24 protein-coding genes, 1 tRNA gene and 1 riboswitch are annotated in these 25,568 nt (G+C 36.7%); of the genes, 21 read left to right on the forward strand and 4 right to left on the reverse strand.

The genetic code is table 11. The features are described from left to right. The first annotated feature begins 3 nt into the window (after window positions 1-3). Window positions 4-687 carry a ribose-5-phosphate isomerase RpiA gene (rpiA, locus tag FOL01_RS03025; protein WP_075269271.1) on the forward strand — a complete coding sequence of 228 codons (684 nt, stop codon included), beginning with the start codon at window positions 4-6 and terminating at the stop codon, window positions 685-687. 307 nt (window positions 688-994) lie between these two features. Here rpiA and FOL01_RS03030 read toward each other — a convergent pair whose 3' ends face one another. The 3 genes from FOL01_RS03030 to FOL01_RS03040 form a co-directional block, all read right to left on the reverse strand. Beyond that, entirely contained in the window at window positions 995-2,638 is a 1,644-nt protein-coding gene (locus FOL01_RS03030) for a putative glycosyltransferase family protein (protein WP_075269272.1), read from the reverse strand. Between the two features lie 285 nt (window positions 2,639-2,923). Further along, on the reverse strand, window positions 2,924-4,222 hold the full coding sequence (locus tag FOL01_RS03035; RefSeq protein WP_083603413.1) for a CapA family protein: 1,299 nt from the start codon (window positions 4,220-4,222) through the stop codon (window positions 2,924-2,926). Window positions 4,223-4,295: 73 nt separating this feature from the next. Beyond that, entirely contained in the window at window positions 4,296-5,138 is an 843-nt protein-coding gene (locus FOL01_RS03040) for a MetQ/NlpA family ABC transporter substrate-binding protein (RefSeq protein WP_075269273.1), read from the reverse strand. A gap of 1,069 nt (window positions 5,139-6,207) precedes the next feature. On the opposite strand from FOL01_RS03040, the gene FOL01_RS03045 reads away from it, so the two are divergent. The 8 genes from FOL01_RS03045 to FOL01_RS03080 all read left to right on the forward strand — a co-directional run bounded on the left by FOL01_RS03045 (window position 6,208) and on the right by FOL01_RS03080 (window position 12,756). Further along, window positions 6,208-7,290 carry an Ldh family oxidoreductase gene (locus tag FOL01_RS03045; RefSeq protein ID WP_075270608.1) on the forward strand — a complete coding sequence of 361 codons (1,083 nt, stop codon included), beginning with the start codon at window positions 6,208-6,210 and terminating at the stop codon, window positions 7,288-7,290. A gap of 26 nt (window positions 7,291-7,316) precedes the next feature. Further along, window positions 7,317-8,501, forward strand: a complete 1,185-nt coding sequence (locus FOL01_RS03050) for an amidohydrolase (RefSeq protein ID WP_237342644.1) — start codon at window positions 7,317-7,319, stop codon at window positions 8,499-8,501. 92 nt (window positions 8,502-8,593) lie between these two features. After that, a complete protein-coding gene (locus FOL01_RS03055; protein WP_075269275.1) occupies window positions 8,594-9,592 on the forward strand; it encodes a D-2-hydroxyacid dehydrogenase in 999 nt (332 codons plus the stop codon). 18 nt (window positions 9,593-9,610) lie between these two features. Beyond that, window positions 9,611-10,036 (forward strand): GNAT family N-acetyltransferase, encoded by a 426-nt coding sequence (locus FOL01_RS03060; protein WP_075269276.1) that lies wholly within the window; start codon window positions 9,611-9,613, stop codon window positions 10,034-10,036. 23 nt (window positions 10,037-10,059) lie between these two features. Beyond that, window positions 10,060-10,872 carry a transporter substrate-binding domain-containing protein gene (locus FOL01_RS03065; RefSeq protein WP_075269277.1) on the forward strand — a complete coding sequence of 271 codons (813 nt, stop codon included), beginning with the start codon at window positions 10,060-10,062 and terminating at the stop codon, window positions 10,870-10,872. 19 nt (window positions 10,873-10,891) lie between these two features. After that, window positions 10,892-11,602 (forward strand): amino acid ABC transporter permease, encoded by a 711-nt coding sequence (locus FOL01_RS03070; protein ID WP_075269278.1) that lies wholly within the window; start codon window positions 10,892-10,894, stop codon window positions 11,600-11,602. After that, a complete protein-coding gene (locus FOL01_RS03075; protein ID WP_075269279.1) occupies window positions 11,568-12,332 on the forward strand; it encodes an amino acid ABC transporter ATP-binding protein in 765 nt (254 codons plus the stop codon). Before FOL01_RS03070 ends, FOL01_RS03075 begins: the two co-directional genes overlap by 35 nt. Window positions 12,333-12,576: 244 nt before the next feature. Then, window positions 12,577-12,756 (forward strand): hypothetical protein, encoded by a 180-nt coding sequence (locus tag FOL01_RS03080; protein WP_075269280.1) that lies wholly within the window; start codon window positions 12,577-12,579, stop codon window positions 12,754-12,756. 1,302 nt (window positions 12,757-14,058) lie between these two features. Here FOL01_RS03080 and FOL01_RS03090 read toward each other — a convergent pair. Then, window positions 14,059-14,130, reverse strand: a tRNA-Arg gene (locus FOL01_RS03090). 169 nt (window positions 14,131-14,299) lie between these two features. Between FOL01_RS03090 and FOL01_RS03095 the strand changes: the two genes are divergently transcribed. From FOL01_RS03095 to cls, 12 genes are all read left to right on the forward strand, one after another. Further along, window positions 14,300-14,686 (forward strand): helix-turn-helix transcriptional regulator, encoded by a 387-nt coding sequence (locus FOL01_RS03095; RefSeq protein WP_075269282.1) that lies wholly within the window; start codon window positions 14,300-14,302, stop codon window positions 14,684-14,686. Then, window positions 14,673-15,128, forward strand: a complete 456-nt coding sequence (locus tag FOL01_RS03100; RefSeq protein WP_075269283.1) for a hypothetical protein — start codon at window positions 14,673-14,675, stop codon at window positions 15,126-15,128. Before FOL01_RS03095 ends, FOL01_RS03100 begins: the two co-directional genes overlap by 14 nt. A 123-nt stretch (window positions 15,129-15,251) precedes the next feature. Next, window positions 15,252-15,464, forward strand: a complete 213-nt coding sequence (locus FOL01_RS03105; protein ID WP_075269284.1) for a hypothetical protein — start codon at window positions 15,252-15,254, stop codon at window positions 15,462-15,464. Window positions 15,465-15,816: 352 nt separating this feature from the next. Further along, on the forward strand, window positions 15,817-16,827 hold the full coding sequence (gene gap / locus FOL01_RS03110) for a type I glyceraldehyde-3-phosphate dehydrogenase (protein ID WP_075269285.1): 1,011 nt from the start codon (window positions 15,817-15,819) through the stop codon (window positions 16,825-16,827). 105 nt (window positions 16,828-16,932) lie between these two features. After that, complete coding sequence (locus tag FOL01_RS03115; RefSeq protein ID WP_075269286.1) at window positions 16,933-18,153, forward strand: phosphoglycerate kinase; 1,221 nt, start codon at window positions 16,933-16,935, stop codon at window positions 18,151-18,153. A gap of 155 nt (window positions 18,154-18,308) precedes the next feature. Then, window positions 18,309-19,205: a LysR family transcriptional regulator gene (locus FOL01_RS03120; protein WP_075269287.1), complete on the forward strand. Its 897-nt coding sequence runs from the start codon at window positions 18,309-18,311 to the stop codon at window positions 19,203-19,205. Window positions 19,206-19,254: 49 nt separating this feature from the next. Beyond that, a riboswitch (TPP riboswitch) is annotated at window positions 19,255-19,356 on the forward strand. A 103-nt stretch (window positions 19,357-19,459) separates the two neighbouring features. Then, window positions 19,460-19,981: an energy coupling factor transporter S component ThiW gene (gene thiW / locus FOL01_RS03125; RefSeq protein ID WP_075269288.1), complete on the forward strand. Its 522-nt coding sequence runs from the start codon at window positions 19,460-19,462 to the stop codon at window positions 19,979-19,981. Beyond that, window positions 19,978-20,826, forward strand: a complete 849-nt coding sequence (thiM, locus tag FOL01_RS03130) for a hydroxyethylthiazole kinase (protein WP_075269289.1) — start codon at window positions 19,978-19,980, stop codon at window positions 20,824-20,826. Before thiW ends, thiM begins: the two co-directional genes overlap by 4 nt. Further along, window positions 20,774-21,391 carry a thiamine phosphate synthase gene (gene thiE, locus FOL01_RS03135; RefSeq protein WP_075269290.1) on the forward strand — a complete coding sequence of 206 codons (618 nt, stop codon included), beginning with the start codon at window positions 20,774-20,776 and terminating at the stop codon, window positions 21,389-21,391. Before thiM ends, thiE begins: the two co-directional genes overlap by 53 nt. Window positions 21,392-21,506: 115 nt before the next feature. Further along, window positions 21,507-22,427: an ATP-binding cassette domain-containing protein gene (locus FOL01_RS03140; protein WP_075269291.1), complete on the forward strand. Its 921-nt coding sequence runs from the start codon at window positions 21,507-21,509 to the stop codon at window positions 22,425-22,427. Between the two features lie 10 nt (window positions 22,428-22,437). Beyond that, on the forward strand, window positions 22,438-23,958 hold the full coding sequence (locus FOL01_RS03145; protein ID WP_075269292.1) for an ABC transporter permease/substrate-binding protein: 1,521 nt from the start codon (window positions 22,438-22,440) through the stop codon (window positions 23,956-23,958). Window positions 23,959-24,041: 83 nt separating this feature from the next. Beyond that, on the forward strand, window positions 24,042-25,490 hold the full coding sequence (gene cls, locus FOL01_RS03150) for a cardiolipin synthase (RefSeq protein ID WP_075269293.1): 1,449 nt from the start codon (window positions 24,042-24,044) through the stop codon (window positions 25,488-25,490). Window positions 25,491-25,568 lie beyond the last annotated feature (78 nt).

Raw genomic sequence — 25,568 nt, forward strand, 5'->3', positions numbered from 1 at the left:
AAAATGGAGGATTTCGGAAAAGTAGCTGCAGCAACGGCAGCATTAAGATACGTATCAAATAATATGGTAATCGGATTAGGTAGCGGTAGCACTGCAAATATTTTCATTGAAAAACTAGCGAATCGGGTCAAAAGTGAAAAAATGAAAATTAGGTGTGTTGCTACATCCATTTCATCAAAAGAACTTGGTACAAAATACGGCTTAAATGTTGTTGAACTAGATAGTGTGGATACAATAGACATAACTATTGACGGAGCTGATGAGGTTGACGATGATCTAAATGGTATTAAAGGCGGCGGGGCAGCGCTATTTTACGAAAAAATCGTTGCAAAGGCATCAGATAAAAATATATGGATTGTAGATTCGTCCAAGCAAAGTGCTAAATTAGGTTCATTTAAACTACCGATTGAAGTGTTGCCGATAGGGAGTGCACATGTTTACCGTTATCTTGATACTGAGTTAGGATTACATCCAACATACAGAAAAAACAAAGATGAATCATTACTAACAACAGATTCAAATAATTTTATTATTGATGTTGATATATCTAATGTCTCAGATCTTTATGATTTATCAAATAAGTTAATTAAACATGTTGGTATTGTTGAGCATGGTCTATTTTTGGATATTTGTGATACGTTGATCGTTGGGGATGCCCCCATTCAAATAAAGCATCGTAAGAATTAAATCGTAATAAGTATAAAGCTAATTAAATGCTAAATTTAAACCGAACCCTGTGAGTTGTTATGCCTACAACTTACAGGGTTCGGTTTAATTAGCCTATTTATTAAATAGTATGAAAAGGTAATGAAATAGATAAATTTATTAAAATTATCACCTTTATGAATTATAAATTTAATGGTTTTTCTTGATTATGAATTATGTTGGCTTCTTATTGATGTTTTTTTGTTTATGAGAAAGGCAAAATAAAAAGCGTGAAGTTTTTATTTTCACGCTGAAAGTATAGAATTATTTTTATTTTAGAAATTTTTGCTTAAATATTGTCGTTTATTTTTCGATTTCGGAAAAATAGATATGAACTAAACCCGATAAAGCTACCAACTGAAACTATTAATAGTAATTCGTTTTTATTGTTAGTAGATGTCAGTTTAATAGTATTAGTTCCTTTGGTTAGTTTTACTCTCAATAACTTAGTAGATAAGCTTTGGGTTTGGACATTATTTACCCAGATATTATAATTTTTACCGTTATACATAACAACAGGTAAGGAAACTGTTTTATTTTTATTCGCCTTGACCTTAAAGGAAACACTATTGTTAGTTAACTTTTTTTGTTTAGGTACGGTGATGTTTTCGTCAAACAATACACTAACATTAGTTTTAGATCCTTTAGCAGGTAAGTAATCAGAAAAAGTACTGCGATTTTTTAATGTCGTGTAATAGTTGCTTGAGTTCAAAGGTTGACGATAAGTCCAATAGTTATAATGGTTCTGATAAACTGCCGATAGAGAAAATGCGATGATCAACAGGTTTAACAAGACTAGCCGCTTCGTACTAACCGTATGATGATTTAGAAATAAAACAAAGCCAATACTGATTAACAGGCCAATAATGACAAAAAGGCGACCATAAAACTGAATGATGCTAAGTGGGGTGTTGACGAGAGATTCTGTAGGCCACCAGTTAAAGATGAATAGATAAATAACTCCTGCACTGATAATCCATATTTTCCAAGTTGAATTTTGCTGTGCTTTATATGCAAGAATAAGTAAGCTAATTAATAATATGGTAACTGGTAAGCCTAGGTTCCAGCCTATGGAATTTTCAGATTTAATATCATTATTCAATAACGTTGTGAGCATTGTGTTCATGTCCAACATTTTTATTGTTTTAAAGGGTTCTACAATATTATTTAATAGATAAACATCTAGTAAGTTATATATGGCATATAAACCAATTAGTATACCAACAAGTCCTGCTTTACAGAAGGCTATTAACTTATGACGTGTCATATTCTTTGTCACACATCGATGAAGAATACTAATAAAAATAATGAAAAGACCAAATATAAAGGAAATGATATGGGTATTTATCAATAGTCCCATTCCTAATCCAAGAACTAAAAACCCAGTTTTTTTGGCATCGTATATTTGTAAAATTCCTAAAAATACTAAGGGTATAAATGCGTGAGCTATCGATTCACCAAATGCAGAGCGAGAGTACAAATCTATAAAATGATAATTATTAAACTGATAAATTACCACGCCAGTATAGATGATGATTCGACTAGATGAAATATAACTCATGAGGGATTTGGCTGTTGATATTGTAATGATGTTTAGGATAAGAAAACCAGCTGCTAACCCCCATATGGGATTTTGAAATATTAAATTAGGAATTATAAATATTAGACCTGTTAGCCAGGGATACAGTGAATTGATAGCGACACCGATGGCTGAATTTTGTGAGACATATTTAAAATTTAGCGTATTGGGGATTGAATTATCTTTTAGTGAATCTGCAATAGATTGAAAACGGGCAAGATGATAGACACCATCTGTAGAAATATTATAAAAGTGACTTAAGAAGGGCACAATTGTCGCAATAACACCCAGCGCAACAATCAACATAATATCAATGTAATTTACTTTATTCTTCAAAAATCCGTAGAGACTCATCTCATACTATCCTCCAATTTTGCTTAAAACTATTTAAAATATATCAATTAAACATTTTAATATTACTCGTATTGTTTGTATATGTAAAATTAAAATTTAATGAATATGATATTAAATGGTCAAGTATGTTAACAATCTGGATAAATAAGATAGAAGTGTTTGATATATCACTAAGGATGGCAAGAATGCACTGTACAGTAATACTGCAACGAATTACCAATCTGTAAGATGATAAAAGCACAAAATAAAAGTCGCTTGGCAGCTATACCAAACGACCTCATGAATTTACAAAATGACATGTGCAATATGATTTTTAATAATGATTTTTGTCCCTAACTGATCTGAGAGCTTAGCTAATCTTTTTAGTATGGTGTCGCTTTCGTCTAAGACTGGCCAACCTTTTCGATTATCATGTTGTGAATAATCAAATCCTAATTTAACGGGAGCAAAGGACAACGCTGTTAACTTACCATTATGTGTTTGCCAATATGGGATGACGGATTCATATAGTTTTGGATCGACATGCATACCACGAGTATTACCAGCCCATTGTGCGTTGAATAATTCTGCAATGGTTGCATCAGGTGAAAGATCAAAACTTTCAAAGTAGTCGGCAGGTGCTTTAGTTAAATCTTGAATATTTAAAATAAAATCGCCTAAAGAATAAAAAATAGGACTCTCTTTATAAATTTCAAGCCCTCTAATTGTATGGGGCCCGTGACCAACAATTGCGTTAGCGCCATAATCAATGCATTTATGGGCAAATTCTTTTAAAAAATCGGGTAAGGATTCACGATTTGTATCTTGCATTTCGTGACAATGGATTGAAATAAGCACGTAATCCGCTTGTGCCTTGGCTTCTTCGATTTGTTTTTTAAAACGGTCTAAATCTTTTTGGACAACATTGGTTTTATGCCCCGTGTTATCGGAAACTTTAAAGTTATATTTGCCAAGCGTTAGCACATCGTCAGGCACTGCTGGTGCAAAACCATTTGCTCTAAGAAATTTATTTTCATCATCTGCGTGGGTAGCCTGAATTACTTGCTGAAGATTTTCAGCTTGGTCACTAGTAACATAGTAGGTATCTTCGTAGCGTAGTGGATTTAATCCGGGTCTGCCAGGCATATATGATGATGCTTGTCCAGCCATGGCAGCTGGATTAAAAGTGCTAGTGGCAGCTATTACGGCAACTCTGCCAGTTGGTGATTCATAGTAGACAGGTTGCGATGCTTCCTGTAAATTTTTTCCTGCACCCGCAAGTGGAATATCTGCTGCAGCGACATTTTTTAAAGTAATTTCCAAGCCGCCATATGAATAATCTAGCGTGTGATTATTGGCAAATGAAGTCATATTGAAACCAAAATTTTTAATATCTTGTAATACAGTAGGAGGTCCACACAAATAACCACCACCACTATATTGTGAACCATAAGATTCATAATTATGTAATGTAGTTTCTAAATTAAAAAAACGGGTATCTCCTTTGGACAAAAATTCCTGGACTTTTTTGAATCCGGGATAGCCACCTTTTGGCATATGCCGTTGGATAATAGCGTCTCCAACAGCAGTAAAAGACATTTCCATAAATTTTTCCTTTCTAAGAATAAATTTTAATTTCTTTTTTAAGATGAGCGTGATGCAAGTAATAATTTATCAATTAATCTGATAGCTTTAAGTCCCATGCAGGTATTTCGAATTGACCGTATGCCTTGTTGATTTGTTGTTTAACGCTCTTAGTTTGATAGGCTTTTACAAGATCCTTATATTCTTGTTTGTCTTTATTTTCTTTAGCAATTGCGATGACGTTAATATATGGCTCGGTATCTTTATTTAGCTCTTCCTTGAATAGAGAGTATTTTAGGCTAAGCTTACTTGAAGAGGCAAAGCCACCATTTACCACGGCTGCGTCAATACTGTCTAGAGAACGAGCGGTCTGGCTACCATCAACTTCTTTAAGTTTTAGATTTTTAGGATTTGATGTAATATCTTTTACTTGCGCAAGTGACTTACCAGAATCAAGTTTAATTAATCCGGCACTTTGTAATAGTTTCAGTCCACGTGCCTCATTGGCAGCATCATTGGAAATTGCTATTGTAGCACCGTTTTTAATTTCATCAACAGAATTTACCTTTTTAGAATATAAGCGAAGTGGGGTAATGATGGTCTTACCAGCAGAAGTTAATTTATTGCCATTAGCTTTGTTATATTGGTTTAAAAAGTCTTGCGTTTGAAAAGCGTTAGCATCAATTTCGCCATTCGCAACGGTTTTATTAGGCTGGTTCCAATCGGTAAATTCCTTTGTTTTAACGGTCAAATTATATTTATCTTTGGCTTCTTTTTTGACAGTGTCCCAAATTTTTGTATCCTTGTCTGATGTTCCTACAACACCAACAGTGACCGTCTTTGATCTATCAGCACCACCATTGAAAGCATAGTATCCGCCAACGCCAATACCAATAACAACTAATGCACTAAGTGAATATTTGACTGCTTTGTTCATAATATTTTCCTCTTTTATCTTGTATTATTTTAAAAATTTACGGGCAACTTGCGGTGCGGATACGGGTCAATAATTCATAAATAACCACCTGAAATTTGAAGCTTTTCTAGTTTTTTCAATTAATAGATCCCCCTGAATATAAAAAAATTAAATATTATAAAATAAAAGGCAATAAAAAAACTTCCGTCCTTAAAAAGGACGAAAGCTTCGTTTTACCACCTTTATTCATACTTTTCTCGCAAAAAGTATCTCTACAACTTACAAACATAAGTTAGACGATAACGGGTCTTCACGTAACAATAGCTTACACAATTGTTAATGCTCCGAGCTCATCTTCATTTTCTTTTATTTGCGGTTTTCTCAGCATACAACCTTCTCTGGACAAACTAATCGAAAAATACTCTTCTCTTCATCACATTTTTGTTTAATAATATTATAATCAAAAATATACATTAATTTTAATTTATTAGCAACCGCTTTTTATATTTTGTATCAAGCAACAAGTCTTTTTTAAGTAAATGTAGTTAATACATGTGAAAAATAAAAATGGTGGTTCGTTTTTAGTATTGCGATATGACTGCCATTCGTCCGCTATTTCCGATTAGTAGTGCTGGCTTATCCCAAGTTTAAAAATGATTTGACATTTATTCTTTAGCAAGTTATATTCTAATATAATAAATCTAATTAAAATTTAATATTTTATTTGCGTAGAAGAGAAGAGTAGAGAAGTAAGTAAGGGTGAAAAGCGACCATCGATGGTGAAAGGATGGACTAGAAAGTTTCTTGAAGATGGGCTCTGAGCATTTATCGAAAGTGAAAGCTTGAGATACGTAGGGAACACGATAAAGTTCCAGGCATGTTTGTGCTTTAGAGGTATCAATGGTGACATTGATATAAAAAATGGGTGGTAACACGGTTAAAGGCCGTCCCTATGCAGTATGACCTGTATAGGGACGGCCTTTTTGTGTGGAGAGGAAAGTAAATGGTAAAGATTAATTCAGCCTGTAAAACATAATTTCAATGATTAAACAGCAACTTAGGTTAACTGGTGAGGGGGTGGATGAGCAATTTGAGATTAGATGCAAAGCAAGCAACACAATTTGTGGAACAAATATTTAATGGTTACGGATTTTCAAAAAGAAATAGTTCTTTAATAGCAGCTAGTTTAATAGATGCAGATTTGCGCGGTATTACGTCGCACGGTATCCAACGGTTATCAATGTACGATAGGAAAATACAAGCGAAGTATATTATGCCCGATGCTATCTGGCGGATTATCAATCAAACAGAAACGAGTTTACTGGTAGATGCAAATCAAACGATGGGGCAGTTGGTGTCGATTTTTACCATGAACGAAATTATTGAGAAAGCGCAAAGTCATGGTATTGCGGTTGGCGTAGTGAAAAACTCCAATCACTTTGGTGCCGCTGGCTATTATGCTCGTATGGCCGCAAAAAAAGGTTTGATTGGTATTGCAGCAACTAATTCCAATCCTTTACTGGTACCACCAAATGCAAGAGAACCGTTTTTAGGGAGTAATCCATTGGCCTTTGCGTTTCCAACCAAAAAAGATCCCTTTGTATTTGATGCAGCAACTTCGACGGTTTCTTTGGGGAAGATTGAAGTGTTGTTAAAAAATAATCAAAAAATTCCAGGTGAGTGGGCTGTTGATGGGAACTATCAGCAACAAAAGGATCCCCAGACAATTTTAGACGATCTTTCAAGAGATAATCGCATTGGTGGTATTTTGCCACTTGGTGGATTACGTGAAGATAATTCAAACTATAAAGGGTTAGGAAATGCAATGATTATTGAATGTTTAACGGCTATCTTAGCGCAAGGTTCTATTTCTGCAGATTTAGGTAATAAAAATCATGATCTTAGCCATTTCTTTTTGGCACTGGACCCGTGTCTATTTGGATCACTCGATGAAACAGAAAACAATTTGTCACAGATGTTAACTAGGATGCGTCACATGTCACATCTATCAGAAGAACCGATAACGCTTCCTGGTGATAAGGAAATTCATGCTTATGAAGAAAACCAAGTAAAAGGGATTGCCATTGATCAACGAACATTTGATGAATTAAACGTCATTGCTAATAGATTGGATGTGCCTAATTTGCGTAATTTTGATGCTGTAAAGGGATAAATATTTTGATAAACACATGACAATGCATGACAGCGGTTTTAAAGGGGAACAATAAGATGAATAACGATGAAGTATTAACAGAAATTATTAGATTAAGACATGAGTTTCACAGTCATCCTGAATTATCTAATCAAGAGTTTAAAACAACTGAAAAGATATCGGAAATTTTAACAAATTGGGGGATTCCAATCGTATCTACAGATTTAAATACAGGATTATTGGCAGAAATTAAAGGTGATGATTCAGGACCAATGATTGCTTTGCGTGCGGATATTGACGCTTTGCCTGTAAAAGAAGCGTCTGAATTATCTTATCAGTCAGAAAATGTCGGTGTGATGCATGCCTGTGGACATGATCTTCATTTTTCGAGTTTACTAGGGGCGGCATATCTGTTGAATAAACAAAAGACTGAGTTAAAAGGAACCATTAGATTATTATTTCAGCCTGCTGAAGAAGCTGGTCATGGTGGTGACCAAGTGCTTGAAAAGCATGTTTTAGATGGTGTGCAAGCAATTGTAGGATTTCATAATAACCCGAATCTTCCGGTCGGCCAAATTGCGCTGCAGAAAGGTCCGTTGATGGCAGGTTGTTATCGCTTTATTGTAAATATTCATGGCGCAGTATCACATGGTGCACGTCCTGAAAAGGGTAAAGATCCAATTGTTGTACAAGCGGCTATTATTTCACAACTGCAAACTATTGTGAGTCGAACCAGCAATCCTTTTGATGCTGTAGTCGTTAGCGTGACTAAGGTTCGGGCTGGTGAAACATGGAATGTGTTGCCAGATACTGCAACCTTTGAAGGTACTGTTAGAACTTTTTCAGATGAAAATACGGCTTTGGTGAAAAAAAGATTTTACGAAATTGTGCAAAATACAGCCGCTGCCTTTGGACAAACAGCAGATATTGATTGGAGCATTGGTGCTTATCCTATTAAAAATGATCCGATTATTACGAATGTTGTAAAAAATGGTCTGACGTCACCAGTCAGCACGCCGGAACTAACGATGACGGGGGAAGATTTTGCCACATTTGAAGCAGAAATTCCAGGTACTTTTGCTTTTATCGGATCAAATGGACAAGCTGCAGCAGCGGACTTACATGACCCTCATTTTGTGGGAAAGGATGGCACAATACAGCCAGCTATTGATTATTTTGTTCAAAGCGCCAAAAGCTTGCTAGATTACTTTAATACTGAGAAGACTAATTAGATGAACGATTTAATAATAAGTGTTTTGAATTTTAGAAGAGATAATCCTGTTAAATTGATAAGGATGATTGGGGAATAGGGAGGCAGTAACTAATGAAAAAGATTCTTGTATATCATGTCCGTGATGACGAACAGGCTTTCATTGATGAGTGGGCAGACCAACATAAAATTCATGTTGATAGTGTTCCTGATGAATTGCACGATAGTACGATCGATTGGGCAAAAGGATATGATGGGGTTGTTTACAAGCAAAGAAGTATTTTGAGCAATACTCCCGATTTATATAGAAAACTACATACATTTGGCATTAAGCAGTTGGCAATTCGATCGGCGGGGATTGATTCTGTTAACTTGCAGTGGGCCAAAGAAAATGGACTCAAAATTACAAATGTGCCGTCATATTCTCCGTCAGCTGTAGCGGAATTGGTTTTAGCACAGACCATGCAATTAATTCGTCATGTGCCGCAGTTTAATGAGCGATTGAATCATAATGACTATGTTGTTAATGGATTAAGATCCCGCGAATTATCTGAACTAACAATTGGTATTGTTGGTGTTGGTCGTATTGGCGCAACGGTTGCGAAAATTTTTCACGCCTTAGGAGCAACGGTATTAGGAAACGATATCACTGCTCCTAGAGAAGACTTGAAGGGAAACCTTACATATACTTCTAAAGAAGAGCTATATAAAAAGTCTGATATTATCACCAGTCATGTTTACTATGCAGAGCAGAACTTTCATATGATTGGTGAAAAACAATTTGCATTGATGAAAGATACAGCATTCTTTATTAATGATTCAAGAGGACCGGTTGTTGATACGCAAGCATTGTTATCGTCATTGCAACACAAGCAACTGGCTGGTGCGGCTCTGGATGTTGTTGAAGGTGAAACTAATATTTTTAATTTGAAATTTGAAGATGAGACACCAGAAGCACTATATAACACATTAAGAGAACTACCAAACGTCTTATTAACACCACATATTGGCTTCTTTACTGATATTGCCGTTGAAAACATGGTCAAACAATCATTAGATGATGCGTTAGCGATTATTGATGGTCATCAAAGTAGCCATGAAATTAAATTATGAATCTTTAGGGGAAAGTATATGGTATTGATTAGAGAAATGACAGCAGCAGATTATGATTCAGCATACAGACTTTGGGAGTCTGTTCCCGGAATGAATTTAGCGTCCCTCGATAATTCGGCACAAGGCATCGCACAAGTTATTCAGGCTAACCCAGGTCTATGTTTTGTTGCCGTTGAAGGTGAAGGTGAAAAGGTCGTCGGCACAGCTTTGGGTGCAACCGATGGCCGCAAGGGATATTTGTATCACGTTGCGGTCGCGAAAGATTACCAAGGATATCATATCTCGACTGAATTAATTAATCATGTGAAAAAAGGATTCCGTCGTCAAAATATTAAGAAAATTGGTTTATTTGTGGTCGTTGATAATCAGGAAGGCAAAAGTTTTTGGCAACATCACGGCTTTACCGAAAGAGAAGATATTGAATATTTAGATTTGGATTTATAAAAAACTTAGGTGGAAATTAAATTATGAAAAAACATCATTATACATTATGGGTCATCAGTTTAGTAATTATCGTCGCTATTGTCGTTGGTGGTGCGCTATTATTCAAAAAGAGTACGACAAAAACCGATTCTAATAACAAAACCATTAAGATTGCTACCGCTGGTACGATTTTTCCAAATGCGTATAAAGAAAATGGCAAGTTAACAGGGTATGATGTCGAGATTGCACAAGCGGCTGCGAAAGCAGAGGGCTATAAGGTGAAGTTCACAACGACTGATTTCGATGGGGTCTTTGGTCAGGTTGATGCTGGTCGTGTCGATACAATCGCTAATGATATTGGCGCTACGCCTGAACGTAGAAAAAAGTATATTTTTTCAGACAAATATAATAAAGAAACAACTAATATCGCCGTTAAAAATGGGACACATTATCAGCAGATTAAAGAACTTGAGGGCAAAACGGTTGCTACAAGTGGGGCTGGAAACAATTTCATTGAAACGCTAAAAGAATATGATCCTCAAGTTAAAATCAAAGTTTATGAGACTCGTGATCAGGCTGTGCAAGCATTAATCACTGATAGAGTTGATGGCTTGTTGTACTCTCGAGGAACATTAAGCGCTCTGATTAAACAGCAAGATCTTAAATGGCGCGTGATTGATGAAGACGCATCATCACCGCAAGCAATCGCTTATCCTTTTAAGGACGACGAGGCAGGACATAAATCTAGAGCGGTCTTTAATAAAGGATTAAAGAAAATCAAGGCGGACGGTACCCTAAATAAAATTTCAGATAAATATTTTGGGTACGATATGACGCAAGTAATATCAAAGAAGTAAGTTAGGGAGTTTATTTTATATGAAATTTGATTGGAGTTATTTTGTTAACTTATTTCCACAGCTTATAAAATATGTGCCACTAACGTTGTTAATGGCTATTATCGCAATGTTGATTGCTGTGATTTGTGGTGTCCTGTTAACGCTGCTACAACTAGTTAATGTGCGGCCTGTAAAGTGGTTAGTTAAATTATATGTTTCTTTTTTCCGTGGGATTCCGACACTGGTTTTACTATTCATTGTTTATTATGGACTACCTCAAATTATGCCAATCTTTAAGGGTGTACCGGCAACAACGGCAGCAATTGTGGGCCTGGGTATTAAAGAATCCGCTTATTTAGTTGAAATATTTAGAGCAGGAATTGCCTCCGTTGATCAAGGCCAAATTGAAGCCGGTAAATCGCTGAATTTTCGCAATTCTAAAATTTTCTTGAATATCGTCTTACCACAAGCTGCCCTCAATGCATTACCTGCCACAGGAAATACATTTGTATCTTTACTCAAGGAAACTTCTTTAGCCTTTGCACTAGGTGTTACTGAAATATTTGCTCAGGGTAAGCTTTTAGCAAGTGCATCATTAAAATTTTTTGAAGTCTACGTTGCGGTTGGCTTGATTTATTGGGTACTGATTATTATTTATTCATGGTTACAACGAATTATTGAGAATTCACTAGGAGCACCCTATAGGAGGATTACAAATGACATTGATACAATTAAAAAATCTGTCAGTTAAAATTGGACAAAAACAGGTGCTAAGGAATATTGATTTGGATATTCCAGAAGGGTCAGTCACGGCGATTGTTGGTCCGAGTGGTTCTGGGAAAACGACCCTGTTACGTACATTGAATTTATTACAAGTTCCAAGTGAGGGGACGATTGAAGTTGATGGTGTTTTAGCAACGGCTAACCATATTTCAAAAGACACTACTAGAAAAATACGTGACAAATCAACAATGGTCTTTCAACAGTTTAATTTATTTAAAAATTTAACGGCCTTAGGAAATGTGATGTCTCCATTGATTTATAATAAAATCGCTAAATTTGATGAAGCAGAGAAAATTGCGCAACAGACCTTAGCCAATTTAGGACTAGAGCAGATTGCTGATCAATATCCAGTTACTTTATCAGGTGGTCAGCAACAGCGTGTTTCCATTGCTCGGGCATTGGTTTCAAAACCTAAAGTTGTGTTGTTTGATGAGCCAACGTCAGCTTTAGATCCAGAATTGGTAGCTAGTGTTTTAAATACGATTGCAACATTAGCCTTGCAAAATATTACGATGGTGATTGTCACACACGAAATTGAATTTGCACGACAAATTGCAAATCAAGCAATTTTTGTTGAAGATGGTGCTATCGTTGCACAGGGGGATGCTAAAACTTTATTATCAGCTGAAGGGGATGGGCGCGTATCGGCGTTCGTCAATTCATTAGATAATCGAGCACATATTGAGGCCTTTCAATAATTGAAAAATAACAGATAGTGCATTTATTTTGAATTGCAATACTATCAATACAAATAATAAAACAACACCAGCAAGAAAAACTTGTTGGTGTTGTTTTATATATAGTACGATATTCTATATGGAGGAAATACTTCGTTATGAGTAGAGATGAAAAATTAAGGTGGGCCAACATAATAGCTAAAGTAGTATTAACAATAATATTGGTTACTTTAACTATTGTCTTAACGGTGAAAGATTTTTAGTAATGACAGAAAAGAACGCGCAAACTGAAGCAAACAAGCGTTGGCAAGACAAGAATAAAGAACATGCTAAGTATTTACAATATAGTACTTACGCACGATCGTTCATTCGAAAGCTGGCAACTGAAGATGATTTGGAAGAATTGGAGAAATTGATAGCGGATAGACGTGACAAAAAGATATGAAATTCATAAAAGACTTTAGCATGATAATCGCTGGTGTACTACTGATGTTGTATATAATCACTGGCTGGCAATGGGTGTTTATGATAATAAGCGTTGTCTATGTTGCGTTTAGTATTATCAGGTATAGGGACACCCCAAACTTTTGGTTTATTTTTCTAGGCTTGTTAGGTGTGCTATTAGGAATTGCAACAATAGTAACCATGATATAAGGAGGCAATATGGTAGTTAATCTATTAATCATCCTTGTTATTGTGATAGTCATCATTGCTCTGCTCTCTATACCATACATAGACGGGTACCGCAGAGCCTATGAAGAGCTAACTTACAAGGGGATGAGCCACAGAAAGGCGAAAGTCATTTCATCGGTGTGGGCGTTCATCTATATTTTTTAGTTGAATGGTTTTAATAAATAAGTTGTTATAAGTAAATTTAAAGGTAAAAATATTAGATGCGTATATTTAAAAAAAGTTCTTTTTGGTTAATAATTTTATTATTAATTTCCATATCAGAGCATTTGTGGGTTTTAAAAATTCATCTCTTCGGAGTTGGTATTAATCTATTCTGGTCAATAGTAAATATTGCTTTAATTTTAATGATATTAGATGAACATCAGTAGTTTGTATGAGCTACTGGAAGTCTTTGTTATATATTTTGATAGCGGTGACTAATATCATGTACCAGCTTTGGTACTAGAAGTGCCAAAGCGCGTAGGTGGTATTGTAATCTTATTCAAATAATATGTGATAAGGTAACGCGATCTTTGTTAAAAATAGTTATAGATATTAACGACAACCATAGTTTTGGCAAACACTAGCATTTATTTGCTGGTGTTTTTTTATTTAGATACTCATAATTAATAACGGTCTATGTTGAACTATGTGACATAGCAAGTATGGTTGTTCTCATTATGTAATTGTCTTGATTGACAAACTAGTCAGTTCACTACTGAATTTTTCGCCATAAAATGTTATATAAACATATTCTATGAGCAAATTATATAATTAAAGCCTACTATGGTAATTGTGAATGAATCTTTAGATGGACCACCCTCACAAGGTGGGAGAATCGTTGTAAAGATGAAATTGCTAAAGGGCATATCGTTTAAGGGCAAAATAAAAACGCTACTCACATCCATGAATAGCGACATATTTGTTCAGTAGGTAGTCCCGATTAATACACTGGAAGTCATTTTTCAGCGGAATTTAATGGAATAGAACTGCTCTACTCGGTGTTTCTTTGGTGCAAGTAGCCTTACTATAAAGCCTTTAAAAACTGATACAAAGGCATTTCTAAACTTTACTATGAACCCGGGGGGAATCGAACCCTCATCTCCGGAACCGGAATCCAACGTGATATCCATTACACTACGGGTCCACAACAGGTTAAATTATAGCCTATTAAAATAGTATTTGCAAGACTAGCAAAGAGCTTGTCAAAGCTATTAGTTAGGTTAAACCTTGCAATTTGTTAAGTTTAGCTTTATCATAATAGTTATAAAAATAAAATTAAATTCAAAAAAATGAACATAGAAAAGGTGGAAAATATGGCATCATCAGAAGGAAAGGCCACGATGGGCCGGAATATAAAAAGATACATTAAACAAAATGAAATGACGGCTGCTCATCTGGCTGAGGTCATTGGTGTATCAACTGCAACTATTTCTGATTGGTCAAACGGGAAAACGTATCCTAGAATTGATAAAATCGAAGCGATGGCTGATTTCTTTGGCGTATCAAAGTCAGATCTTGTTGAGGAGCCAAATCAAACTTCGCAGTCGACCGTAACTGATGAACCTGTATTAATGGCTGCACATTGGGGACTGGATATTTCCGGATTACCTGATGAAGAACGTTCACGCGTGATTGACAGGGCTAAGTCTTATATAGAAGGATTAATTGCTGACTACGAGGATCGGAATGGGAACAGATAGTTATGATGATCTATTAATTAGGGTGGAAAATGATCTCATTAGTTTGGGGATGACACCGGTTATTCTAGATACAATGCCTTTAAAAGAAAATTCAGGCTTAGATGGTGTTGCTTATTTAAAAGGTGATAAGGCATATATCTTTATTGATAAAACATTGTCGACCTTTGATAAAGCGAAAACTTTGGTTGAGGAATATCACCATGCAATTTCGGATATTGGCAATCATATGGATTATGATGCTACGCTTGCTCATAACGACGAAATCGTCGCTCGCGAGTCAGTGATCAAGTATATGACGCCGGAAAAAGTAATGATGAGAATTGCTCATGAATATGAAGACCAACCTTTTGAAGCCTGGATGTTATGTGAGTATTTGGGGTATCCGTTAGATTTTGCTCAAGAAACAGTTAACTTATATAGAAGGAACGGACTATTAAATTAAAGCAGTCGACCTCTTGAAATTAGGTTAAAGTTAATATATACTATAAATAGTCCTAAAGGGATTCCTTTAGGACTTTAATTAACAAATTACATTAAGTTTAAACTAATTGTCAGGAGGCAGTTTATGAGTAATGATATGATTTCGTTCTTAATAATTTTGGGGACACTGACAAGTGCGTGGATTGCTGTAATGGCATTTATTTCAATGATTGAATTTCTAATTGATGGTAATGTTCATCGGGTAGTACGTGGCATCAAGTTATTATTGCGTTATAGCCTAATTAGGTTAGGTGGTGTTGATGGCAAAGAGGCACATCGTATTTTATTAGGTAAGTAAAGTTTGTGTTTTCACAATTTCGTCAACTTTATATAATAATAAGCCGGATAAACGTTAAAAAAGCTGATAATTATAAATTGTCGTTTCTTAGTCAATCAAAGAATTAAGTGAATTAATATTCAAGCAAATATGACGCAGTTTCTACCTATCTATCGTATAATACATGTAACGGATGGGTTTAGACTTAGTGAACGCTAAGTAGTTCATCTGTAGCAGGGTTTAATTTCAAATTGTATGAAATTAAAGCATAACAATAGTTGTACGTTTGTTTGCGAAATTGTAAACAAAGTCGTATAATATTCCATGTAGAAACGTTACAAAAGAATTTTTTTCTGGGAGGAATCTTAATAATATGACTGTTAAGATTGGTATCAACGGTTTCGGCCGTATTGGTCGTTTGGCATTTCGTCGTATTCTTGAATTGAAGGGTACAGCGGACGACATTGAAGTTGTTGCAATTAACGATTTAACTAATCCTGCTATGTTGGCATACTTGTTGAAGTATGATTCAACTCATGGTACTTTGGACGCTGAAGTTTCAGCTGACGAAGATGGTATTGTCGTTGACGGTAAGAAGATCCATGTATACGCTGAGCGCGATGCAGCTAACTTGAAGTGGGTTGCTAATGACGGTGTTGAGATTGTATTGGAATCAACTGGTTTCTATACATCAGCAGAAAAGTCACAAGCACACTTGGACGCCGGAGCAAAGAAGGTATTGGTTTCAGCACCAGCTGGAAACGTACCAACTGTTGTTTACGGTGTTAACCAAGACACATTGACTGCAGACGACAACATTGTTTCTGCTGGTTCATGTACCACGCAATCACTTGCACCATTGGCAAACGCCTTGGACAAGGAATTTGGTATTGAAATTGGTTTGATGACTACTGTTCACGCCTTTACTGGTACACAAATGATTTTGGATGGACCTAAGGGTAAGAAGATGCGCTCAAACCGTGCAGCTTCTGTAAACACAATTCCTCACTCAACTGGTGCTGCTAAGGCTATTGGTCTAGTTGTTCCATCAGTTGCTGGTAAGTTGGATGGTCACGCACAACGTGTTGGTGTTGTTGACGGTTCTGTTACTGAGTTGACATCTGTATTGTCAAAGACTGTTTCTGCTGAAGAAGTTAACGAAGCAGTTAAGAAGTATGAGAATGCTTCATTTGGATACAATGATGATGAAATTGTTTCATCTGATATGATTGGCGACACACACGGTGCCGTATATGATCCAACTTTGACTAAGGTTATCACTGTTGGTGATAAGCAATTAGTACAAACTGCTGCTTGGTATGATAACGAGTATGGTTTCACTTCAAACATGATCCGTACTTTGTTGCACTTAGCAACACTTTAATAGTTACTTAACTATTATTGAAAACGGGTGGTTTAGTAATAGTCTGAACCGCCCGTTTTTTATATAAGATTTGTAGTATTTGAAGTAAAAAGAAAGAGGGATTCCATGGCAAAATTAACAGTTGAAGACCTAGAATTAAAGGGTAAAAAAGTATTAATGCGTGTTGACTTCAATGTTCCCCTAAAGGAAGTTGACGGACAACAAGAAGTGGCAAACGATAACCGTATTGTTGCAGCACTACCATCGATTAAGTATGTGTTGTCACAAGGTGGTCGTGCAGTATTGTTCTCACACTTAGGACGTATTAAGAGTGAAGATGATAAGCCTGCTCTATCAATGAAGCCTGTTGCACAACGTTTGGCTGATCTACTTGGTCAACCTGTAACTTTTGTACCAGCTATTGAAGGTCCAGAATTGGAAGATTCAATTAACAAGTTAGAAGATGGCCAAGTGTTGATTTTCGAAAACACTCGTTATGCTGACGTTGTTGATGGTGAGGTTGTTAAGCGCGAATCAAAGAATGATCCTGACTTAGGTGCTTACTGGGCATCATTAGGTGATGTATTCGTAAACGATGCCTTTGGTACTGCTCACCGTTCACACGCATCTAATGCTGGGATTGCCGCAAACGTTGCTCAAACAGCAGCCGGCTACCTGATGGAAAAAGAGATTAAGTTCTTGGGTGGTGCTGTTGAAAATCCAGAGCGTCCATTTGTTGCCATCATTGGTGGTGCTAAGGTTTCTGATAAGATTACCATTATTCAAAACTTGTTGGAAAAGGCTGACAAAGTTATTGTTGGTGGTGGAATGGCTTATACTTTCGCCGCTGCAAAGGGTGAAAAGATTGGTAACTCATTATACGAGGAAGACAAAGTTGAACTTGCTAAGCAATTAATTGCTGACGCTGGTGAAAAGTTGGTATTACCTGTTGATGCGGTTGCTGCTGATAAGTTTGCTAACGATGCTGACTCATATGTTGCAGAAGGTGACATTAAAGATGGCTACATGGGTCTTGATATTGGTCCTAAGTCAGTTGAACTATTTAAGTCAGTGCTTGCCGGTGCCAAGACAGTTGTCTGGAATGGACCTATGGGTGTATTCGAGATGGATAACTTTGCCAAGGGTACATTAGCTATTGGTGAAGAATTAGTTAATGTAACTGAGAATGGTGCAACGACAATTGTTGGTGGTGGTGATTCAACTGCCGCCGTTCAACAATTGGGTGTTGCTGATAAGTTGAGCCACATTTCAACTGGTGGTGGTGCTTCTCTTGAATACCTAGAAGGTAAGACATTGCCTGGAATTGCAGCAATTTCTGAGAAGTAATTTTAAAATAATAAATAAAGGAACTGGGACATTATCTGATGTCCCAGTTTTTTCATTTAGTAAGGATTATTTTTGGTAGTAAAAGAGTTCACTATGACAAAGTTGATTAGAATGTGGTAGACTATTCCAAATAGTAATAATTGGGGAACTACATAATGGATATTCATAAATTTAAGGTCTTTCTAGATTTAGCTGAAACTGGGAATTATTCTGAAACGGCTGATAGGTTGTATACAACGCAAGGTAATATTTCTAAGCAAATTTTGTCTTTGGAAAAGGAATTAAAAACACAGTTATTTAAACGTGAGCATCGTCATATTTCATTGACTGAATCAGGACGGATTACTGAAATGTATGCCAAAAAAATCATTCATGAGTTTGATGCACTACAACAAACATTGGTGCAACATGATTCTGAATCAGATAACGTATTGACGATTCATACGATGCCAACATTTTCTAATTACCGTGGCTTTTCATTGATGAGTGACTTCCATAAAAGACATCCCGAAATTACATTACATTTCTCTGAAACGAAAGATAGTTTATTGATCCAGTCGTTAGAAGATAATCAAGCTGATATAATTTTTGGTCATTACACACCAGCTGTTAATGGCAAATTAGAAACGTTGTTGACTGATCAGGATAATTTAGTTTGTGTGTTGCCGGCTAATCATCCACTATCTGCCAATCGTGTAATTTCATTAGATGATTTGATGAAAGAAGAATTATTATTACTTGAAGGCGAGGAAACAATAATTTTTAATAAGTTTGGTGCTGTTGGTGAGAAGAAACAATTGGCATCTGCGGTGGCTTATCAAGGTGAACGAATTGATATCATATTGAACATGGTCCTAAATGGTATGGGTATCGCCTTAATGATGGAAAAAAGAGTTGATATGACGAATGATGGACAGATTGTTAAACGTAAAATCGCCACAAATACGACAAGTGATTTTGGTTTTATGAGGATGAAACAAGTCCATGAGTCTAAGGCTAATGGACTATTTTGGAAATATATTACTCAAGTACTTAATCACGATATTATTTAAAAACCATTTTATTAGTATGTGTGGTAATATTATAATATAAAAATTAAATATAATCGCAAAGGGGAGCCAAGTTGGCTGAGAATGAGTAGAACTCTAGACCCTTCGTACCTGTTTTAGTTATTTAAGCGTAGGAATTGTGTAAATGTGTCAATTATTGGCCTCTTTGTGATGATTTTTTTATTGCAGGGAGGTCTTTTTTTATTGCCCAATTATTTTGAAATTATATTACTTAAATTTATCGGGGGAAAACAAGAATGAATCCAAAAGTTAGAAAAATAACTTATTTAGCGGTGATGGTTGCGTTAGATGTTGTACTATCACCAATCTTACGAATTGAGGGCATGGCGCCGATGTCTAGTGTGATTAACATCTTAGCGGGTGTTCTTATGGGGCCATTGTACGCAACAATTATGGCGATTTGCTGTGGAATTATCCGGATGATGATGATGGGGATTCCACCACTGGCTTTGACGGGGGCTGTTTTCGGTGCTTTATTAGCAGGCCTTGGGGCCCGCTGGACGCATAGTATTTACGGTTCTATCATTGGTGAAATTATTGGTACTGGAATAGTCGGTTCATTGCTATCTTATCCAGTTATGGTCCTTTTCACGGGTACCAAAACAGACTTGTATTGGTTATTGTATACACCACGATTCTTAGGTGCAACGCTTATGGGGGCAGTGGCAGCCTGGCTCATTTGGCAGCAAGCTAAAAAGATATCTTTGTTTAAAGATATGATACGTATTTTTAATGGAAAGGGGTATGTCGTTAAATGAAAAAAATAAAGATTCCGTTGCAAACTGCACCGCTAATTCATTGTATTACAAATGCTATCTCGGTAGAGACGGTCGCAAATGCGTTACTTTACATTGGTGCTAAGCCAATCATGACTGAGGATACACGTGCTTTTGATGATTTAATCCGCCAAACCAATGCCTTACTATTAAATTTGGGTAGCTTATCATCAACTAAGGAACAAAGCATACTGGCTGCGAGTGAAGTAGCAGATGGTAAAGAGCCAATCGTGCTTGATGTTGTGGGCATTGCAAGTGCAAAATCAGCTATGCAAATTGCTAAAGTTGTTATGGAAAAGAAGCCAACAATTATTCGCGGTAATATTTCAGAAATGCGGGCATTATGTGGTTTAGTAACAAATGGTCGTGGTGTTGATGGTAGCCCATTAGACCAGACTGATGATGAACTAGCTAGATTGATTGTGGCATTGAAACAGTTGCCACAAGAGTCAGTTTATGTAGCAACTGGCGCGAAAGATATTGTAGTGGCTAAGGACAATGCTTGGATATTAAGTAATGGTGTGCCGGAATTGGACCGGTTTACTGGCTCAGGGGATATGTTAAGTGGTTTATTGGCAGCGTTGTTGGGTGCTGGTGCATCCCCCGAAGACGCAGCTGTTCAAGCGGTTAGTTATCTCAACATTTCAGGTGAAATGGCGAAAACTAAGGCAACTACGGCAGGCATCGCAGAATTTCGGCAACTATTTCTAAATGAACTTTCATTATTAGGTATCGATAATACCGATTGGACAAATCAAATAAGGGGAACAAAAAATGGCAAAACAATTATATTTAGTGACAGCAAGATATGGGGAGACGGAGAGTGAATTCTTAAATAAAGTTGAGACCGCCTGTGCCAATGGCGTTACCCTGGTACAATTACGGGAAAAGAACTTATCAACTCGGGATTACTATGAGCTGGCTTTGAAGGTAAAACAAATAACAGATCGCTATGGGTTGAAACTAATTATTGATGACCGAATCGATATTTGCCAAGCGGTTGATGCAGGTGGGGTCCATATTGGCGATGACGAATTACCAGTTAGTGTGGCACGCCAGTTACTTGGCAAGGAAAAATTATTAGGTGTTTCTGCCAAGACAGTTGCCCGTGCAACGGAAGCGGCAGCAGAAGGCGCAGATTACTTGGGGACTGGGGCAATCTTTCCAACCCAAACAAAAGTTGTTACCAAGCAAACGTCGGTTGATACACTGCGGGAAATTACCGCGGCTGTTAATATTCCGGTCGTTGCTATTGGTGGCATCACAGAAGATCGCATCATGACATTTAAAGGAACGGGCATTGCTGGCATTTCCGTCGTGAGTGAAATTATGAAAGCGGATGATATTGCGCAAAAAGTTCAACATTTAAAAAAGAAGCTTGAACAGTTATAATGTATTGAAGACTGAGATAATAATTAATTATTACTCAGTCTTTTTTATATTCCTTTGATTTTAAAGAAATAATCTTGTGATAGGCAGTTAAGTGCTGAATAAAGGAGTTATGGTCATGATAAAATTCAGTGATGTGGTAAAGACATACCAAGAAAAACAGGTCGTTAATAAACTAAATTTAACGGTTGCCTCGGGTGAGTTTTTTGTTTTGGTTGGTCCAAGTGGTAGCGGTAAAACAACAATTTTAAAGATGATTAATCGGTTGATTGAACAATCCGCAGGTGAAATATTGATTGATGACATAAATGTTAATCAAGTTGATACAGCTAAGTTACGAAAAAATATTGGATATGTTCTACAGAATATTGCCCTTTTCCCTAATCTAACAATTACCCAAAATGCTGGTATTTTATTAGAGGCCCAAGGAGTGAAACGTGATAAACGAGAAACTTTAGTTAACCAACTATTAGATAGGGTGGGTTTGCCACATGAACAATATGGCTCACGAATGCCGAGCGAATTGTCAGGTGGTGAACAGCAACGAGTGGGAATTGTTAGAGCATTAATTACAAAGCCAGATATTATTTTAATGGATGAACCTTTTAGTGCCCTTGATCCATTATCAAGAAAGCAGTTGCAGGATTTGATTTTGGATTTGTATGAGGAATTGAAACCAACGATTCTATTTGTTACGCACGATATGCATGAAGCATTACGGTTAGGAACTAGAATAGGTGTGTTGGTTAACGGTCATTTAGAACAGGTTGGATCACCAAACAAAATTATCAGTGAACCAGCGAACAAAACAGTTTCATCATTATTTGATAATCAACGCGTAACCCTGATTTCAGACATGCAGTCAGCAGGATTACTACATCCGCTACATTCAGAGTATCCCGTACAAACGACACAATTATCAGCAACACAAACAATTCAAGAACTAGCAATGGCCTTACGTGGAGTCGATCAAGTCATTATTGACCAACAGTATGTTGTAACGGCGGATGATGTGTTGCAGTATATTGGTCAACAATAAGGGGGATGGGATGTTAAATGATTTGATGAATTTATTTACAACGCAATCAACAGATATTTTGGTTGCACTGCGTGAACATGTGTTACTTTCAGTAGCGGCTATTTTTATCGCAGCTGTCATTGCTGTACCGTTGGCAATCGCTTTGATGAAGCATCGCCGCGCTGGTGAAGTTGTTTTACAGATAGCAGGTGTTATCCAAACGATCCCCAGTTTAGCGGTATTGGGAGTCCTGATTCCATTTGTTGGTATTGGTACAGTGCCAGCGATTATTGCATTGGTATTATATGCGATTATGCCAATTTTTCAAAACACCTATGCTGGTTTAACAGAAATTGACCCGAATTTGACTGAAGCAACGGAAGCATTTGGCTTTTCATGGCCATTTAAATTATTCAAAATCCAGTTACCGCTTGCTATGCCAATGATTCTATCAGGGTTGCGAATTGCGACAGTTATGGTCATTGGAACAGCCACCTTAGCAGCTTTGATTGGTGGTGGTGGTTTAGGAACCTTTATTATGATTGGAATCCAAACTAATGACAATGCGCAATTACTTTTGGGTGCAATCCTATCAGCACTATTGGCACTTATTTTTTCTTGGGGAATCAAACTAATCGGTAAGTTGTCTCTTAAGAAAATGGGCATTCTTTTGGCGAGTCTTGTTGCATTAGGTGGTGTTTATTTTGGTGGCCAAGCAATCGTACAGCCTAGAGGAACGATTACCATCGCGGGTAAATTGGGCGGTGAACCAGAAATCCTAATTAATCTATATAAGGAACTCATTGAAGCAGATAATCCACGCTTAGATGTCAAATTGAAGCCAAATTTTGGTGGGACAACCTTTATTTATAAAGCTTTAAAGGGTGGTGACGTTGATATCTATCCCGAATTCACGGGGACCGTTTTACAAACGTTGGTGAAGGGAGAACATGTTAGCCATCAACCCAAGCAAGCTTTTAACGATGCAAAGCGTGCGATGAAAGAACAGGATAACTTGGCTTATTTAGCACCGATGAAGTATCAAAATACGTATGCTTTAGCCGTTCGTCAAGCAGATGCTAAAAAGTATAATTTGAAAACAACGAGTGATTTAGCAAAAATGTCATCGCAATTAACAGCTGGTTTCGACCATGATTTTTATGAATTAAAAGATTCATATCCGGGCATGAAAAAAGCTTATCAGTTGCAATTTAAACGAGTTACCAGCATGTCTTCGAGTTTACGTTATAAAGCGTTAGTTAATAAACAAATTGATGTTACTGATGCTTATACAACCGATCCACAATTGAAGCAGTATAAGTTAGTGACTTTGAAAGATGATAAGCAATATTTCCCACCATTCCAGGGAGCGCCATTAGTTAGAAAAGCCATCCTAACAAAGTATCCAAGTGTGAAGGAAAGTTTGGCTCGTTTAGACGGTAAGATTACCAATCAGGATATGATTGATATGAACTATCAGGTTACTGTCCAGCATAAACAAGCTGATAAAGTAGCACATCAATATCTAGTGAAACATCATTTATTAAAGTAATATGGCTAATTTATACGTAATTTAACATGTTGTGATGGTACAAAACTGTTAGAATGGTAGTATTATTCAGAAGGAGTGTGGGTATGGTTGAGCATTGGGTAGTTTTAATAGTGGAGCTTGTGTTCATTTTTAACACGCTAGCTGCTATTTTAACTGTTTTTAGAGATCGGTACCGTGACATTACGTCTATCTGGGCATGGATGTTAGTGTTGCTATTATTCCCAATAATTGGATTTCTAATTTATTATTTATTTGGTCGTAAATTATCAGGTGATCGTATATTTACGATGCAGACACAGCAAACGTTAGGGATTGATCGGATTGCAGAAAATCAGCAACAAGAAGTCTTGTCAGCTGTAGATCCGAATCATTTTGTTGAAGAGCAGTCATTCATTCGCTTATTTCTACAAAATGAACAAGCAATTTTGACCAACCAGAATGAAGTTGATGTCCTAACTGATGGTAATGATATGTTTGAAAAAATGTTTGCTGATATTCGTGCAGCAAAACATCATATAAATGTTGAATTTTATACGATTTATAATGATCAAATCGGTAATGAGTTAGTTGATTTATTGACAGAAAAAGCTGAAGCTGGCGTTCGTGTGCGAGTTATTTTTGATGCGTGGGGATCTAGCGGTCGAAATTCAAGAATGTATAAGCGATTGCGAGCAGCTGGTGGCAAAGTTGAGGCGTTTCTAATGCCGAAGTGGCATTTGTTTTCATTACATGTTAACAATCATGACCACCGTAAGCTGGTGATTATTGATGGTAACATTGGTTATATCGGTGGCTTTAATGTTGGTGATCAATATCTGGGGCGCTTAAAAAAGTTTGGTTATTGGCGTGATACGCATCTTCGGGTAGTCGGGGATGGTGTGCTAGCAATGCAAAGTCGCTTTTTCACAGATTGGAATGCAACGACCGATAATGAAAAGGTAGAGTTCAGTGAAAATTATTTTCCATCCATTAATGCAAGTGGTGATGTGGCGATGCAAGTTGTTTCTTCAGGTCCTGATGCTGATACGAGACAAATTTACCAAGGCTACTTACGGATGATTTCTATGGCACATGAGAGTATTACGATCCAGTCGCCATATTTCATTCCCAATTCAGCTATTATGGACGCGATTGAAATTGCAGCTAGGTCAGGTATCAGAGTCCGTGTGATGATTCCGTCAAAGCCAGACCATATGTTTGTTTATCGGGCAACTGAGTATTATGCTAGTGTATTAGCTCAGGAAGGCATTGAAGTTTATGCCTATAATAAAGGATTCCTGCATTCTAAGACGATTGTGATTGACGATAAAATCGTATCAGTTGGTAGTGCCAACATGGACATTCGTTCTTTTGCATTAAATTTTGAGGTAAATGCCTTTCTTTATAGCCGGAACTTAGCGTTACAAATGAATCATATTTTTGAGAAAGATTTGGAAAATTCAACGTTGTTGACACCAAAATATTTTGCTAAACAGTCACCATGGTTACGATTTAAGCAATTCTTCTCTAGATTATTAACGCCTATTTTGTAACATATCATGCTAGATTGTAATTATATAAAAAAGACAGAACGCATCATCGGTTTGATGAAGGGTTCTGTCTTTTTTTAT

Origin of the sequence: Weissella thailandensis, from assembly GCF_001932615.1 — a bacterium.
Lineage (GTDB): Bacteria > Bacillota > Bacilli > Lactobacillales > Lactobacillaceae > Weissella > Weissella thailandensis.

What these genes read in the sequence shown, in the direction of transcription:
- thiM (WP_075269289.1), top strand. Translation starts at nt 19,978, where the DNA reads ATGAAAAAAATAAAGATTCCGTTGCAAACTGCACCGCTAATTCATTGT.
- FOL01_RS03055 (WP_075269275.1), top strand. Translation starts at nt 8,594, where the DNA reads ATGAAAAAGATTCTTGTATATCATGTCCGTGATGACGAACAGGCTTTC.
- FOL01_RS03145 (WP_075269292.1), top strand. Translation starts at nt 22,438, where the DNA reads ATGTTAAATGATTTGATGAATTTATTTACAACGCAATCAACAGATATT.
- FOL01_RS03060 (WP_075269276.1), top strand. Translation starts at nt 9,611, where the DNA reads ATGGTATTGATTAGAGAAATGACAGCAGCAGATTATGATTCAGCATAC.
- FOL01_RS03080 (WP_075269280.1), top strand. Translation starts at nt 12,577, where the DNA reads ATGACAGAAAAGAACGCGCAAACTGAAGCAAACAAGCGTTGGCAAGAC.
- FOL01_RS03035 (WP_083603413.1), bottom strand. Translation starts at nt 4,222, where the DNA reads ATGGAAATGTCTTTTACTGCTGTTGGAGACGCTATTATCCAACGGCAT.
- FOL01_RS03050 (WP_237342644.1), top strand. Translation starts at nt 7,317, where the DNA reads ATGACAGCGGTTTTAAAGGGGAACAATAAGATGAATAACGATGAAGTA.
- FOL01_RS03120 (WP_075269287.1), top strand. Translation starts at nt 18,309, where the DNA reads ATGGATATTCATAAATTTAAGGTCTTTCTAGATTTAGCTGAAACTGGG.
- cls (WP_075269293.1), top strand. Translation starts at nt 24,042, where the DNA reads ATGGTTGAGCATTGGGTAGTTTTAATAGTGGAGCTTGTGTTCATTTTT.
- FOL01_RS03030 (WP_075269272.1), bottom strand. Translation starts at nt 2,638, where the DNA reads ATGAGTCTCTACGGATTTTTGAAGAATAAAGTAAATTACATTGATATT.
- FOL01_RS03105 (WP_075269284.1), top strand. Translation starts at nt 15,252, where the DNA reads ATGAGTAATGATATGATTTCGTTCTTAATAATTTTGGGGACACTGACA.
- FOL01_RS03065 (WP_075269277.1), top strand. Translation starts at nt 10,060, where the DNA reads ATGAAAAAACATCATTATACATTATGGGTCATCAGTTTAGTAATTATC.
- thiE (WP_075269290.1), top strand. Translation starts at nt 20,774, where the DNA reads ATGGCAAAACAATTATATTTAGTGACAGCAAGATATGGGGAGACGGAG.
- FOL01_RS03075 (WP_075269279.1), top strand. Translation starts at nt 11,568, where the DNA reads ATGACATTGATACAATTAAAAAATCTGTCAGTTAAAATTGGACAAAAA.
- FOL01_RS03040 (WP_075269273.1), bottom strand. Translation starts at nt 5,138, where the DNA reads ATGAACAAAGCAGTCAAATATTCACTTAGTGCATTAGTTGTTATTGGT.
- FOL01_RS03095 (WP_075269282.1), top strand. Translation starts at nt 14,300, where the DNA reads ATGGCATCATCAGAAGGAAAGGCCACGATGGGCCGGAATATAAAAAGA.
- gap (WP_075269285.1), top strand. Translation starts at nt 15,817, where the DNA reads ATGACTGTTAAGATTGGTATCAACGGTTTCGGCCGTATTGGTCGTTTG.
- FOL01_RS03140 (WP_075269291.1), top strand. Translation starts at nt 21,507, where the DNA reads ATGATAAAATTCAGTGATGTGGTAAAGACATACCAAGAAAAACAGGTC.
- rpiA (WP_075269271.1), top strand. Translation starts at nt 4, where the DNA reads ATGGAGGATTTCGGAAAAGTAGCTGCAGCAACGGCAGCATTAAGATAC.
- FOL01_RS03100 (WP_075269283.1), top strand. Translation starts at nt 14,673, where the DNA reads ATGGGAACAGATAGTTATGATGATCTATTAATTAGGGTGGAAAATGAT.
- FOL01_RS03115 (WP_075269286.1), top strand. Translation starts at nt 16,933, where the DNA reads ATGGCAAAATTAACAGTTGAAGACCTAGAATTAAAGGGTAAAAAAGTA.
- FOL01_RS03070 (WP_075269278.1), top strand. Translation starts at nt 10,892, where the DNA reads ATGAAATTTGATTGGAGTTATTTTGTTAACTTATTTCCACAGCTTATA.
- thiW (WP_075269288.1), top strand. Translation starts at nt 19,460, where the DNA reads ATGAATCCAAAAGTTAGAAAAATAACTTATTTAGCGGTGATGGTTGCG.